A 14,695-nucleotide genomic window follows, 5' to 3' on the forward strand; every position below is an offset into this window, starting at 1 on the left:
TAAATTCACTGTTGACTGTTGACTGTTGACTGTTAACAGTTAACTGTTGACTGTTGACTGTTGACTGTTAACATCATGAGGAGTGCAACCGGAATTGATATTAGAGTATGAATAGGAGGCATAATTTATGCAACGCCAGCGAATGTACATCAACTCATATCCGTAAAAATGGCAAGAAAAAAGGAAAACAGAACCACATTTGTGTCCAATGTTGTCGTCAATTCATCAATGAGTATGCCCAGCGAGGTCAAGCGCTAAACCATCAAACGTGATTGCCTAAAAATGTACGTTAATGGCATAGGTTTACGGGCGATAGAACGAGTTAATAAAGTTGATAATACCACGGTAATAAATTTGGTAAAATAAATCGGGAAACTGTTACCAGATGTTTATGATTCGGAAGTAATTCCAGAAGTTGGTGAACTCGATGAATTACAAAATTATGCAAAAAATAGACAAAATCTGGCTTTGGACAGCGGTTAACGACTTTAGTCCAGGAATTTTAGGATTGGTATTAGGGGATCGTAGCACTAAGACATTTGAAGCATTATGGGACAAAGTAAGTGCATGGAAATGTTATTTTTATGTAACTGATGGATGGTCTATATATCCCATGTTTATTCCTGATGGATATCGGATTGTTAGCAAGACTTAGATGACACTCCTTAGAATGATAAAATACAATACTAAGACATTATTTAGCTAGGCTACATCCCCAGACTCTTTGTTATTCTAAATGTGAGCAAATGCTCAAGAATTCTATTAAGTTATTAATACATTACTTGAAATATGACGATATTCCCATGACCGGGGCATTCATACCTTAATTCAGCAACGCCAAAAAGCTAGGTTAGTGCCACTTTCAAATTCGGAGTAATTGCAGGGGACAGTATTTCTGTTACATCAGATTTATCTAAAGGGAACCCAGGTAAAGGGTTATTTAATTTTCATTTTTTGCAGAATCTGCTCTTTGCGCCTAGCAGCAACTTGGGGCCAAGTCAACTCCAAAGCTCGCTGGCGGGCGGAGGCTCCCATCTGAGCGCGCAAATCAGGAGAATTAGATAATTTTCGCAGTCCCTCCACCCAGGCATCCGTATCGTAGGGATCGAGAATTATGCCGTCAATACCATCACGCACCACACCGCCTCCTCCCATCGGCGAAGTAAGAATCGGCAAACCATGACCCATTGCTTCATAGATGACGAGTGCGCTACCTTCCTCAAGACTGGGAAAGGCAAAAAAGTCAGCTTTGCGATAGGCAAAACTGTAGTCAACAGCATAATCAAATTGAACTACATCAGGACGTTTCAGCCAATGACTGCAAGTTTGAGCGATCGCAGGCTCCATCGCTCCAAAAATTGTCAGCGTTCCCTTAATCCCAGCTAGCTCCCAAGCCTTCAAAAGCAAATGAACCCCTTTGCGAACGCAGGCAAAACCTAGGAAAAGGACGTTAACTTCATCCTGCGGCGGTTTTTGAGATTGATAATTGGGGAAACGATCGGGCCACCAACCTTCTGTCGTTACCAGTAGTTTCTCTTCAGGAACCCCGACTTCTTGAAACGATTTTGCTACTATCGGACTAGGACAAAACAGAAAATCAATTAGCTTGAGTTTTTCCTTTTCATCCTGAATATTTTCTGGAGTAACGTTGTGTTGAGGTTCCAACCCCAAGCGAGAGTAAGCATCGTCAAGGATTCTCTTAGATTCGCTTTGATAACTATTAACTCGCTCCAAAACAATTGGCTTGTTCTGGTTGTTAACCCTCTTTACAAAATCTAATGATATACCAGGCCACAAGTATGCCAGATCAAAATCTTTGAAATCTTTGAGAAAACGCTTCTCTGTCTTGATTATGGGAAGACTAGGGCTGCGGTAATATAGTTTTGTCAGAAATGAAGGAATTGCTTCCACTACATTGGGGCCGCGACATTCGCGATCGCAACTCGGGACAACCATGCGAGCCTTCAATTCAGGGCCTTGCCATTCTTTGCACACTGAAAAAAATACGTCGCTAATTCCTCGGTTTCGGGAATGTATTGGGAATAAAGCACTCAATTTTAACATATTAATCAGCAATATTACTCAAGGAATCAGGATAATGAAGTATAGCTATTCTCACATAAGCTATTTTGTATTTAAATTGGATATTCGGAACGGTTTCGCGTACCCATCATACAATATATTGATGGATTTTTGATGCACAATTTAAATGTATAACACCTTAGATTCGCAAATGACTGTAAATAAAGTTATTAGACGCTGCCCTATTGCTATATAACAACTCTAAAGATGGATCAAACCCAACAAATTACCTCATTTTTAACTCGAAAGCCTATAGGTAAACCAATTAAAGCTAAAAAGCTATCTCCTCCCAGATACCCGATGTTTTTAACTACCGCCGGGATCTGGGTATTCTGTTTTTTCGGTAGGTTTACAGACCAATTACGAATTACAAAGAAAGCTAATCATCTAAATGCAGCCTGATTTGAGAGCGGGAGTCAAAAGTCAGGACTAGGATGTTTAATTCTTAAGGAGAGAATCAATCATCCTATCTCAGGACTTTAGCCGACAGTTGCTAAAACAGGATTTTTAGCTTTGCCCAGGGCCAAACATTTTTTAACACCAGCAATTACATCTTCCACATCTGCATCTGTTAATTTAGCTGAAATCGGCAAGCTAACTGTATGCCGCCCAATGTAGCTAGCATTCGGATAGTCTGCAGTCTGCCATCCAAACATTTTTTGATAGACAGGATGTTCCGGCATACTCATGTAATGTACGCCGACACCAATATTTTCAGCATTAATAGCGTTGAGAAACTCGTCGCGGCTGATACCTGTTTTGGCTTCATCTACCAGAATTGTGTACAGGTGATAAGCGTGAATCGTATCCGGTTCTGGGTTCGCCGGTACAGTAATCGGCAAATCTACAAATGCTTCATTGTAGCGCTGCCAAATCTGCTCCCGCCGCTGCCAATAAGGGGTGACTCGTTTTAATTGATGAATGCCGATCGCAGCTTGCAGATCCATCATATTGTATTTAAAGCCGACTTCCACCACTTCGTAGTGCTTGTAACCCGAGTCGCTGAAGCGCTTCCAAGCATCTTTGCTCATACCGTGCAGCGCTAAAATGTTGAGCCTGTCAGAGTCTGCTTGAGCGCGAGCCAGAATCATACCTCCTTCGCCCGTCGTGATGTTTTTGGTGACATAAAAGCTGAAACATCCGAAGTCGCCAAAAGTGCCTGCTTTCCGTCCCTTGTACTGTGTTTCGATCGCGTGAGCGCAGTCTTCAATCAACTTCAAATTGTGATGGCTAGCAATGGAACAAAGCGCATCCATATCGCAGGGACGACCGGCGAAGTGAACCGGCAAAATTGCCTTAGTTTTGGGAGTTATTTTAGCTTCGACTTGAGCCGGGTCAATATTCATTGTCACCGGATCTACATCCGCCAGTACCGGTGTTGCTCCGGCGTGAATAATCGCATTAACTGTAGCGCAAAAAGTCATTGGAGTAGTAATGACTTCATCCCCCGGTTGCAAGCCAGCAGCGAGGACGCTCAAGTGCAGTCCCGCCGTACAGGAATTAACCGCAACCGCGTACTGAGAACCCTTGTAAGCATTGAATTCGTCTTGAAAAAGCCTGACTTTCGGGCCGGTACCCAACCAACCTGTTTTCATGGTTGCCACCACTTCTTGAATTTCAGCATCTTCGATCGCCGGAGCGCCGAACACCAAGAAACGGTCTTTTGGACGAATAGGATCGTTTTTCATGTTGCTATTTTTAGCCAGTATATAGAGTCGATGGAATGAAAGTGTACTACCCTGAACTTACGATTTTATTTGGATGTGAGGTGCTGTTAATTAATCCAGTCTCTCACCCTTTCCGTTTTTAACTTTTTTTTGTCAAAAGTTTTGGGGAATGCGTTGCGTAATGTTATCTGTGATAGCACTAGCTTACTAATGACTGGTCATTTTTTTTGCAAGTGCCTAATTCTGACAGCATTTCCATATCTTAAAACACATAATCTGTAATGTCCAGCAGATCGTATTTCTATTTATGGAAGATACAGAAGCTCTCAGCCGCATTTTTTGCTCAAAACACCCCAAAAAGAAACATTATTGTCAACTTTTTATTAACTGTATAACATCTATCCAGGGATAGATTTAAGAGCAAAATTATACCATGTGAGATTGGCTGCTTTTCGATATGAGATTTGGGACTAACTGATTCCCGTTGGGTTGGGAGCTTGTATAGCGCTGCATTCTTGTTTTAGACTGGTGTTAAAATCAGGAAATTTTGCAAAAATAAAATGTGAGTCTGGTGTAATTTATGCAGGTTCCGAAAAATTGTGCGATCGCACAAATCAACGATCCTTGACACAATCCCCTACAATCGAGGCAGACGAATCTTGTTCAAAATGTCTTGCAGCCGTTCCGAAACGCCGCCCAATTGTTCTGACAAAGCCACAAGTTTGCCGTAAGCTTCAACTAAACGATCGCCCTCAACATAAACTTCTGCAGCCGGATAATTCCTCATTGCTTCCAGCAGCGTAATCTCGTTATCATTAGTTGCAGACAGCACCAAAGCCGATTTCAAAGCTTCTCGATTTGCATTCCCAGAAGGAGTCCGAATTACCTGACCCACTTCATCGAGAATAATTTCCCCAACCTTACTGTTAAGCGTCCCATCCAAAAACCTTTGATTGACTTTGACCGGTCTGGTAAGATTTCTGCGAACCGCTTCCGGGTCTTGTTTTGCCTGGGACAACAGCATTTCTAACCCGGGCGACATTTTCCCAGTTCCTGCAAAAACTTCTAATTCGCTGACTGGTAAAGTCATTCGGATCACACTGTATTTGAGCACTACCTTTTCGGCCGCCGCCGCCGCACTGCTGTAAAATACAATTCCCGCACCGGCAGCTAAAAATAGCGTCCACCGCACTTTGTAAAATGACCTGCTCATAGTAAAATCTCCCAACAACTTTTTCTAATTAGACTTTGACACATCTGATTAGATTTTAGATTTTAGATTTGGGGATTGGGGATTCGGGATTGGGATGACAGACGATAACCAGGATTTGCAGCTTTCCTGCTGTGGCATTATTTTTGGGGAACTGTGCTTGGCTTGGCGCGCGCCCTACTGCCCCAAATGCCAAACGCCAGCTTTTCTATGAATGAAGGCTGGCGCTGGGCTGAAATTTGTTTTATATATTTAGGGTCTTTATCAAAGCTGACCCCAATTGAACGAAGTAACAGCGGCTTATGATTAGGGTCTTTAAATGTGCTGACCCCAATTGAACCCACCCTTTAATCATGACAGGGATCGATCGCAAACCAGGATTTCGTAATAATTTCTTTATTATTCTAACTTTTCTTTACCTTAAATATATTTTTGTGTCGATTGGTAAATTTTTGTTACTTCGACTTGGGCGATCGGGCTTCGGCGCGTTGCTCTAGGCGAAACAGGAAGACCATCAGAGCGACGACTCCGACTTGGAGGGCAAAATTTGGCAAAGCAGAGCCTATTTCCCGGCCAGAGGCAATTTGAGCGAGGAAAACCAGACCGCCGATAAAGCCCGAAGCGCCACAAGCTACGTAGACCAACTGTCGCAGAGGCCGGTAGGGAGTGGCTATTTCTGCGGTTAAACGCTCGTATTGTTGGCGGCTGAGGTTGCGGGGGTTTTTGGGGGCGGTGCGATCGTCCGAATTGGGAAGTGGCATAGATTTAGAAAATAAGTAAATTAGGGATTGGGTCAAAAATAACCGATCGACTAACCGCAGGCGAAAGGCAGATGCAACAAAGACAAACGCAGATAATTTGATGCTGAGGAAACGTAGGAATGCAATGCAAGTCTACTGTGCGTGCAAATTCTGCGCTCGATATCATATTACAACTAAATATCTCACAACTGCCGAGAGAAATCATCGCTGCAGCAAAAGTATGACTGTCTGCAAACAGCCGACAAAAACACCTAAAATGCCCCCTAAATTTACAATTCCCTGCAACTCACTTTTGACAATTCCCTGAATTGCTAGCTCTAATTCTTCGGGAGAAGTGCCTTTTACTCGATCGACAATCACCTGGTCGATATTTAAAATCGGGATAGCCTGAGCTACAATTTTTTCTAAATCCCGCTCTAAATAACGATCTAAAACCAAAGCTAGTTCTTTGCTGACAATTTCAAGCGAAGCGCTCATTACCGCTGAAGTTTGCAATCGATTCAGAATCAACCGCGAAATATTTTCCCAGTCAATAGATTTGCTCAACCCATCAAGTACCTCTGTACCCCGCTGTTGAACGTAGGTGCGAACGCTGTCGCGCATTGTTTTTCGCAACTGTCTTACAGTGGAAACCGGTAAGTTTTGCATTGACAAATTTTGCAGCCATTCCTGAAGTCGCCCGCGAATTCCCAAAGAAACTGTTAACTCTGCTAACCGCTTATTTGTTGCTTCTCTGTCGTCGAGACAAAAAGTCCGCAGCCGAGTTAAAGTGTTCCGCAAACCAAACAAATTGGCAACAACCCAATAAGTGCCGCTGGTTTTTTCTCTAAACCCTTCATCGATAATCGAAATATTGCGATCGGTCAAAAAGTCAATTAAAGCCTGCCGCAGCACTTCCGGCGGTATTACTACCTGCAACAGCCAATCAGCCAACTGAGCCGCCTGAGCTTCTGTTAGCTGAATTTCTAGCAAAACTTGGTCAAAAATTTGATTTAGCTGAGCTTCTAAAAAATCTTCCCGGCGCGCCAAAACTTTGAGAATTCGCGGCACAGATTCTCCCAGCAAATCTCGCAGAATGTTAGCGAGAATTTTAGATGTTTTTTGTTCTGCATCTGCTTTTACCTGATCCAGCGCCAACTGCAGCAGCCAGAGAATTATCGACTGCATCCGCTCGGTTTGCAAAAGGCGGCGCGCCAAATTTTGCAATTCTTGTGGTGTCAGCAGCGAACCCATAATTGTGTCAGAAATTCGCTTGGCCAAGCGTTCTTGGTTGCGGGGGATCAAGCCGGGAGTGAAAGGCAATTGCCGCCCTTTGATATAAATAGCTCGATAGGGGCGAAACAGCATTTTGATGGCTATGTCGTTAGTAAAATAGCCAATAATGCCTCCCACTACAGGCGGAGCAAACAACAGCCAAATGTCAGACTGGTTCATCAATAATTGGGAATTGGGAATTAGTCAGTAGTCAGTAGTCAGCAGTCAGCAGTCAGCAGTCAGCAGTCAGCAGTCAGTAGTCGGTAGTTGGTAGTTGGTAGTCATTAGTTAACAGTCAACAGTTAACAGTCAACAGTTAACAGTCAACTGACTAATACCAATACTCCCATCATAGCTCCAGCAATGGGATAGTGGGTGGCCCGGGCAAATCCGGCTTCGCGGGCGATCGCGACTTGCTGCTGACCGATCGGGAATTTTTCTAAACTAGGATTAATGTAGGCATATTCTTGAGTCATCCCAAATTGCTGAGCAATTGGCACCACGAGACTGTCGAGATAAAACTGCTGAAAGCTCCGCATGAGGGAATTACTGGGGCGGTGGAGGTCAAGAATCGCCGCTTTTGCGCCCGGTTTGAGCACGCGGTGCAATTCTTGAAGGCTGCGGGGGATGTCCGTCACGTTACGCAAGCCGTAACCCATTGTGGCGCAGTCAAAGTAATTGTCGGTAAAAGGCAAGTCTAGGGCGTCAGCTTCTATCCAGGTTATGGGACTTGTAGGGGTAAGCAAAGGTCGATCGCGCAAAGCCGCAACAGCCAATTGTTCGGCGGAAAAATCTACTCCAAACACACAGCCGGTAGGCCCTGCTTGTTTGGCCAGCAGCAAAGCTAAATCCCCGCTACCGCAGCACAAGTCCAAACAAGTATTTCCCGGGCCCGCACTGCTCCAATTCACCGCCATTTGCTTCCAAATCCGGTGCTGCCCCAAGCTCAACCAGTCGTTCATTTGGTTGTAAACTGGTGCAATTCGGTTAAAGATATTTTTAATTTGTTCGGCGTTATTAGTCATTGGTTATTAGTCATTGGTTATTAGTCATTGGTTATTAGTCATTGGTTATTTGTTATTTGTTATTGGTTGTTTGTTAGTGGTTGTTTTTTGTTTGTTATTGGTTGTTTGTTATTTGGGAATTGGGAATTGGGAATTGGGAATTGGGAATTGGGAATTGGGAATTGGGAATTGGTAGCAACTAACCAATAACCAATGACTAATGACCAATGACCAATGACTAATGACTAATGACTAATGACTAATGACTAATGACTCAATGACTAATAACCCATAACCAAAGACCAATGACTAACCACCTTGAAAACTCGTCAGTACCAAAGCAACTTCTTGAGCGGCGAGGTGAACTGTTGTGAGTTCGTCGGGGCGCAGGGAACAAGGTTGTTTCCACTGGAGGGACATCAGGGCGAGCGATCGACCTTTGTGAATCACCGGCACGATCAAGTGAGCTTGAACGCCAGATTTTTGATAGTGCGGCAGACTAGCTAGGGCTGCGTCGCTGGCAATATTAACAGCACCCTGAATAGTTTGAGAGGAAATTGCCTCTCCCACCAGAGGGTCATCAGCCAGCCAATTTTCCACAGTTTGTCCGCTGGTGTGAGTGCCTTGGACTGGCATTAAAACACTTTCTTCCAACATTTGCAAAATGCAAACATCCGCCAAAAAATTATCGCTAACAGCAGTAGCCATTGGTTCTAAACTAAGTTCCAAATTCGCATAATCCACAGCCGCCTGCATGATTGTTGCTAACAGTTGTATTTGATTTTGGGCGCGGTGCAATTCCTCAGTCCGCTGCTTGAGAACTTCATAAGTCTCGGCAGCTTTTTGCACCACCATTTTCAATTCGTTAGGGTCCCAAGGCTTGGTGATATACTTGTAAACCTGTCCAGAGTTAATTGCATCCACTAAGTCTTCAATGTCAGTAAAACCCGTCAAAATAATTCTGACGGTATTCGGAAACTGTGGTACGGTCTTGCTGAGAAACTCTGTTCCCTTCATTTCAGGCATCCGCTGGTCGGAAATGATGACGGCGACCTCGCCCTCGATACCGAGGACTTCCAAGGCGCGAATCCCGCTATCAGCTTTGAGTACGTTAAAATCTCGTCGGAAAGTGCGGTAGAGTAAATCCAGATTGTCTGGTTCATCGTCTACTACCAACATTTTGGGTTTTTTCGGTCGGTGTAGGGTCATGAGCTGGCGTTTAATTTGATCGAGCTCTGGAATGGCATTATCCATAACAATACGATAAACTCCCCTTGGTAAATTTAGGCGAGCAACTATTCTGTAACAATAGTCTCATACTTCCCTTACTATCAATCGATCGCTCTGCCGCGACACGATGCTTGCTGATATCGAATCACACATAAATTAGCACTGGTTTTTGATTAAATTATGACTGATACACCTCAAGATTCCTTGCCTTCTGCACCTGCACCCTCCACTAATGCTGTGGATGTCGAAAAGTTAATTCGATCGCTCCGCCGCAAGGAAGGCACTTGGGTAGAGTGGGGACAAGCCTGCACCGCCTTGCAGCAAGCAGGCTGGAGCTCTCAGAAGATTTTTGAAGCAACTGGTTTTGAGCCAATTCAGCAAAATCAAGTCAGCGTCGCAGCCCAAGTTTACACCAGCATGGTCAACGCTGGCGGTTCGGAAGAAGTTCGATCGCACTTTCTACGCAAAGGAAGTGATATTTTATACGAATTTCGGATTTTGTCTCAGACAGAGCGAGCCGGAGCAGCAGCTTTGATCCTAGCCCACAATTTGGATGTTGACGATGCTCGTCAAGTTGCCAAAGCCATGAAGGAGTTTTCGCACTTCGGGAGTCTCCCGCAGGGGTTCACAGACACTCCAGGGGATGCTGTAGCATACCAGTGCTGGCAGTTGGCGAGACAGAAAAGCGATTTGCAAGAGCGATCGCGCTTAATTGCTCGCGGCTTAAAATTAGCTAGCAGCCAAACAGCTAGGGGGCAAATCGAGCAATTGCTCGTAGATTTTACCGTAGTTCCGAGACGCGAAGCGCCCCGCTTACCTACCTACAGAGTCGATTCTGAGGAACAACTGCCCCGGATTGTCCCGGTTGCCGGCAAATTGCCGCTTACTGCGTCAGATTTGATAGCAGTGCCTTTACCGGAGGAAATCGAGCCGTTCCGAATGGTAAAATTTGCCGGAGCCGGAGCTTGGGTGGCGATTCCCGGATGGCAGGTAATTTTGAAAGCCGAAGATCCAGTGGCGATTTTGGAAATGAGCGATCGATTGCCGGTACCGCTGCAAGGTAAAGTTGAAGAAGTTTTGATTATTGCCGATCGGGCCCAAAGACAGTGGGATGCTGAGAGTTATTTCCTCACCGACAACGCAGGCAATTTAGAATTGCAATGGTTTGAAACATCCCCGCAGTTGTCGATTTTGGGACGAGTCGTGCTCGTGATGAGACCGAAGAAGATTCTGGATGAAGATTATACCAAAGATGGATGGCAAATAGACGATTAGTCAGTTGTTAGTTGTCAGTTGTTAGTTGTTAGTTGTTAGTTGTTAGTTGTTAGTTGGTAGTTGTTAGTTGGTAGGGGCGGTGGATGGTGCGTGCGGGCCCTCAGTTGTTAGTTGTCATTAGTAGCAGTAGGGTGTGTCGCTTGCAGACGATATTTGGAGCCAATCGGCAATCTCCGCGCGACGCACCTTCTACCATTGGCCATTTTAAATTAGGAAGGATATCAAGTCCTATCTATCGCAACATTTCGGCGTTTGGTGCGTCGCTACCGATTGTCGATTTGTTCCAAATCTGGTCTGCAAACGACACACCCTACAAACTTCTTCCATTTTCCTGATGACATTGTACGGAAAGCTCGGAGGCGACAGCACTAATGACTAATGACAACTAACAAATAACAACTAACAACTAACAACTAACAAATAACAAATAACAAATAACAAATAACTAATTTACAGTAGGCGGTTTCCCTTCAGAAATCTTCGCAGCCGAATGCTGTTTCTTAAATCGAACAACACCGTAAACCGCAGCAGCAATTAGCAGAAAATAAGGACTGTAAGCCAACATCCAAATACCCAAAGCAAACAAACCGAGCGTCAATTCGCCCACAGAATGAGTCGCTTTCCCCCAAGTTTCCTGCGCCCGCAAACCGAGAGAAGGTTCGGGATCTTGCTGAGCCGAGACTGCGGCTTCTAAAGTTAAACTAATTGTCGAATAAGCTACTTGATTCCGCAAACTTTTTAACTCAGCATCAATCCGCTCGATCGACTCCCGAATATTGCTCAACTCTTGAGCAGCTTTCAACACATCCCCCACAGAACCAGATCGCTCCATAATTTTTAACACAACTTCTTCCGATTTGCGAAGATTCCGCAGCCTAGCGTCATTATCAACTAATTGAGTAGTAACATCCTCAGCCGTAAGCCCTCGATTCTGTACGCTTCCGAGTTTTGCTAAAGCATCTAAAGTAGTTTCTAACTTTGCTTGAGGTACTCGAATCTCCAACGTTGCGGTTGGGCGGATACTAGAATCCGGTGGCTTTTGGTTTTGGAAACCCAAGATATCGCCTTGCTGCTTTTTCACAATCTCGGTAACAGATTTAGTGCTAGTGTCAATTGATTTGACAACGACACTGAGCTCGGCTTTTTTAATCAGTTGGGGAGTAGTTGCTGGAGTTTCTGGAGGTGCTGTTTTGGATACAGCAGAAGTTTTTGGCTGTGCGCCTTGTCTTGTGACTGGGGCGGGCGCCTGTTGGGGTGCAGATGCGACAATTTGGTTTTCGCGACTGCTGGATGAATCCGCGCTACCTCCAGCGCTGGAGGGCGAATTTGCGGCACAACTCGGTAAAGCAATAGCTGAAGATAAAGTTAAAAATGCCGCCACAGCAAAACGAGTTGTGCTGTTGTTGGGTTGGTTTGGGTGGGGCTGGTGCGGCCGGGAATTGGTTTTGAGTTGAGTTTTCATTAGGGTTTTTCCTGTAAACAGGTTTCGGTATTGAATTTTATGCTGGTTTTAATTTAAGCTCGGATAGATGGTGTTAGTTTAGCCGATACAAAAATGGAAACGGTTGGGGTTGAAGATTTTTAGATTTTTAACCGCAGATGAACGCAGATAAACGCGGATGTAATAATGACTGATGAATTTGATTCTGATTTTAGCCGATCGACTACTGAGCTCGATCGCCCTGACAGCGCTTTCTCCGAGTTAGAGCCGGCGGCTTTTTTGGCTGCAGCTTGCGGTAAAATTCGTGACAGCCTGCGTAAGGGGCAGCACGAGATGGCAGATTGGACAGGCGGCCCCCTTGCCGTTTCCGCCGTTCCAGGGGCCGGGAAGTCTACGGGAATGGCCGCTGCGTCCGCAATTGCGATCGCCCGCCATCGGCTTCACAACCGCCGCCAGTTAATTGTGGTGACATTTACGCGATCGGCTGCTGCTAATATTAAAGCTAAAATTCGCCAAAGATTAGGAGAATTGTCTTTATCTCAAGGCGGTTTTGCAGTACACACATTGCACGGTTTAGCTTTAAACATTGCCATGCGCCATCCCGATTTATCGGGTTTAAATTTAGAAAATTCTACCTTAGTGACTCCGACTCAAAGTCACCGCTTAATTCGCACTTGTGTAGAACTTTGGATCGCAGAAAATCCCCGCCGATATCAAATTTTGCTAGAAGGACAGCAATTTGATGGAGAGGAAACAGAGAGGCTGCGGCGACAATCGGTTTTGCGAACGGAGATTTTGCCGCAGTTAGCTAAAACTGTGATTCACGAGGCAAAATCTTCTGGTTTGTCTCCCCAAGAGTTGTTAGAAATGAGCGCTTTAGATTCAGACGACGCCTATGGAATTTTAGCCGTAGCTGGCGGTTTATATCAAAAATATCAGGTTTTGTTGAGGAGTCGAGAATTTATCGATTACGACGAAATGATTTTAGCAGCTTTGCGAGTGTTGGACAATCCGGGAGCAAAGGCGATCGAGCAAAAGCAAGTATTTGCCGTTTTCGAGGACGAAGCCCAGGATTCAACACCTTTGCAGACTGAACTTTTGCAAACATTAGCTCAAGATCCAGACAATCGTAACTCCCCTCCAAATTTTATCAGAGTTGGCGATCCAAATCAAGCGATTAATTCTACATTCACTCCCGCAGACCCGATTTATTTTAACAATTTTTGTGACGAGTGCGAAGTTGAAAATAAGTTAGCGACAATGGACGGTGCAGGTCGCAGCAGCCAGGTAATTATAGATGCAGCTAATTTTATGTTGCAATGGGTAAATCGCTCGGAATTAGCCGGAACCGAACAGCCTTTTCGCAACCAAATTATTCAAACAGTTCCCAGCGATGACCCCCAACAAAATGCCAATCCCGATCCCATTGGGCGCGGTTTAGAATTGTGTACTCCCAGGGATATTTACCATAGTGTTGAATTAATTGGTAAGCGGGTAATTGAGTTAGTTGAGCAATTTTTGCCTGCGGATTTTGAATGGGTAAACCCTGACCAAAATATCGAATCAGGCGGTGAAGCAAGGGATGCAGAGAATAGCCCTAAATTGCCCTTAGAACATCTCAAATCAATGGCAGTTTTGGTGCGGGAAAACAAACAAGGCAAGTTTATCAAAGAAGTTCTAGAAAATCCGCAAAAACACGGATTAAGCTTTGATTTGCGTAAATACGGAATTAAAATTGAGGATGTGGGAGAACGCGACAGACATTCTCAAGTACCTTGGGAAATCTTAACATTGCTGCAATTTCTCGATCGCCCGCACTCACCAGATTATCTGAAAGCAGCCTTAAAGATTTTGAGCGATCGGCAACTCATCCCCAAACAAGACTACAATGCCTTTACCACAAGCCCCGAACAATTCCTCTACCCAGGCCCCCTAGACCCGCAGCAGTCAGATCCCGTGCAGAAATGTCGCTATTTTTGCTGCAGTTTACTGCAAGCACGCTTAGAATTACCACCATACCAAATTATCTCATTTTTAGCCTTAGCGCTGCAATACGACCAAACAGAATTAGCCACAGCCGACAAATTAGCAGAACGAGTAGCAATCCAAACCGCCGGCAACAATTCAATGCACAATATATTAGACGTACTGAGCGAAATTGTCAGTTCCGAAAGATTTGAACCTGTAGATGCAGACGACAAAATAGAAGAACGTTATACCAGCAAAGGTCAACTCACAATTATTACCATGCACAAAGCTAAAGGCTTAGATTGGGATTGTGTATTTTTGCCATTTCTGCACGAACAAACTATCCCCGGAAGTTTGCGAGTTTTGCCACAAACTAGATTTTTAGGAGATTTCACCTTAGCAGAGGTAGCGAGAGCAAAAATTAGAGCGAGTTTGCACGAAAAATATCCTTTACCAAATCTCGGTGAAGCATGGGAACAAGCAGGTTATTTGAAAACAGCAGAAGAGTTTAGATTGCTTTACGTAGCAATGACTAGGGCAAAAAGTTTGCTGTGGATGGCGGCGGAGAATAAAGGGCCTTTTACTTGGAACAAACCAGAGAATTTGCAAACTCAAAAACCTTGTCCGGTGATGCCAGTTTTGAAACAGAGATTTCCTGGGAATGTGATGTTGTAAAATAGATTTTTGAAACGAACCGCGAAGACGCAAAGGACGCGAAGAGAATAAAAAAAAGACTTGCGCCCAAAAAAACTTCTCTTTCTTCCTTTGTGTTCTTAGCGCCTTCGCGGTTCGTTTTAAAAAAA

General features: G+C 44.5%; 10 protein-coding genes and 1 pseudogene. 3 read left to right on the plus strand and 8 right to left on the minus strand.

Annotated features, from left to right (window positions below; genetic code table 11):
• Nucleotides 1-107: 107 nt before the first annotated feature.
• Nucleotides 108-827 (plus strand): annotated as a pseudogene (locus QUA01_RS17150) (IS1 family transposase).
• 109 nt (nucleotides 828-936) lie between these two features.
• Here QUA01_RS17150 and QUA01_RS17155 read toward each other — a convergent pair.
• The 7 genes from QUA01_RS17155 to QUA01_RS17185 all read right to left on the minus strand — a co-directional run bounded on the left by QUA01_RS17155 (nucleotide 937) and on the right by QUA01_RS17185 (nucleotide 9,232).
• On the minus strand, nucleotides 937-2,064 hold the full coding sequence (locus QUA01_RS17155; RefSeq protein ID WP_333091192.1) for a glycosyltransferase family 4 protein: 1,128 nt from the start codon (nucleotides 2,062-2,064) through the stop codon (nucleotides 937-939).
• Between the two features lie 497 nt (nucleotides 2,065-2,561).
• Complete coding sequence (locus QUA01_RS17160) at nucleotides 2,562-3,770, minus strand: DegT/DnrJ/EryC1/StrS family aminotransferase (protein ID WP_333091194.1); 1,209 nt, start codon at nucleotides 3,768-3,770, stop codon at nucleotides 2,562-2,564.
• 616 nt (nucleotides 3,771-4,386) lie between these two features.
• Nucleotides 4,387-4,962, minus strand: a complete 576-nt coding sequence (locus QUA01_RS17165) for an alpha/beta hydrolase (protein WP_333091196.1) — start codon at nucleotides 4,960-4,962, stop codon at nucleotides 4,387-4,389.
• Between the two features lie 452 nt (nucleotides 4,963-5,414).
• Nucleotides 5,415-5,720 carry a DUF3493 domain-containing protein gene (locus tag QUA01_RS17170; protein WP_333091197.1) on the minus strand — a complete coding sequence of 102 codons (306 nt, stop codon included), beginning with the start codon at nucleotides 5,718-5,720 and terminating at the stop codon, nucleotides 5,415-5,417.
• A gap of 201 nt (nucleotides 5,721-5,921) precedes the next feature.
• Nucleotides 5,922-7,154, minus strand: a complete 1,233-nt coding sequence (locus QUA01_RS17175) for a DUF445 domain-containing protein (RefSeq protein ID WP_194010015.1) — start codon at nucleotides 7,152-7,154, stop codon at nucleotides 5,922-5,924.
• A 143-nt stretch (nucleotides 7,155-7,297) separates the two neighbouring features.
• Entirely contained in the window at nucleotides 7,298-7,999 is a 702-nt protein-coding gene (ubiE, locus tag QUA01_RS17180; protein WP_333091199.1) for a bifunctional demethylmenaquinone methyltransferase/2-methoxy-6-polyprenyl-1,4-benzoquinol methylase UbiE, read from the minus strand.
• Between the two features lie 288 nt (nucleotides 8,000-8,287).
• Nucleotides 8,288-9,232, minus strand: a complete 945-nt coding sequence (locus tag QUA01_RS17185) for a response regulator (protein ID WP_333091200.1) — start codon at nucleotides 9,230-9,232, stop codon at nucleotides 8,288-8,290.
• Between the two features lie 156 nt (nucleotides 9,233-9,388).
• Between QUA01_RS17185 and QUA01_RS17190 the strand changes: the two genes are divergently transcribed.
• Nucleotides 9,389-10,483 (plus strand): RuBisCO accumulation factor 1, encoded by a 1,095-nt coding sequence (locus QUA01_RS17190; protein ID WP_333091201.1) that lies wholly within the window; start codon nucleotides 9,389-9,391, stop codon nucleotides 10,481-10,483.
• Between the two features lie 445 nt (nucleotides 10,484-10,928).
• Here QUA01_RS17190 and QUA01_RS17195 read toward each other — a convergent pair whose 3' ends face one another.
• On the minus strand, nucleotides 10,929-11,945 hold the full coding sequence (locus QUA01_RS17195) for a DUF4349 domain-containing protein (protein ID WP_333091202.1): 1,017 nt from the start codon (nucleotides 11,943-11,945) through the stop codon (nucleotides 10,929-10,931).
• 165 nt (nucleotides 11,946-12,110) lie between these two features.
• Here QUA01_RS17195 and QUA01_RS17200 point away from each other — a divergent pair, with 165 nt between their 5' ends.
• Complete coding sequence (locus QUA01_RS17200) at nucleotides 12,111-14,567, plus strand: ATP-dependent helicase (protein ID WP_333091203.1); 2,457 nt, start codon at nucleotides 12,111-12,113, stop codon at nucleotides 14,565-14,567.
• The last annotated feature ends 128 nt before the right edge of the window (nucleotides 14,568-14,695 follow it).

Origin of the sequence: Microcoleus sp. S36a_B3 (assembly GCF_036700745.1) — a bacterium.
GTDB lineage: Bacteria > Cyanobacteriota > Cyanobacteriia > Cyanobacteriales > Microcoleaceae > Microcoleus.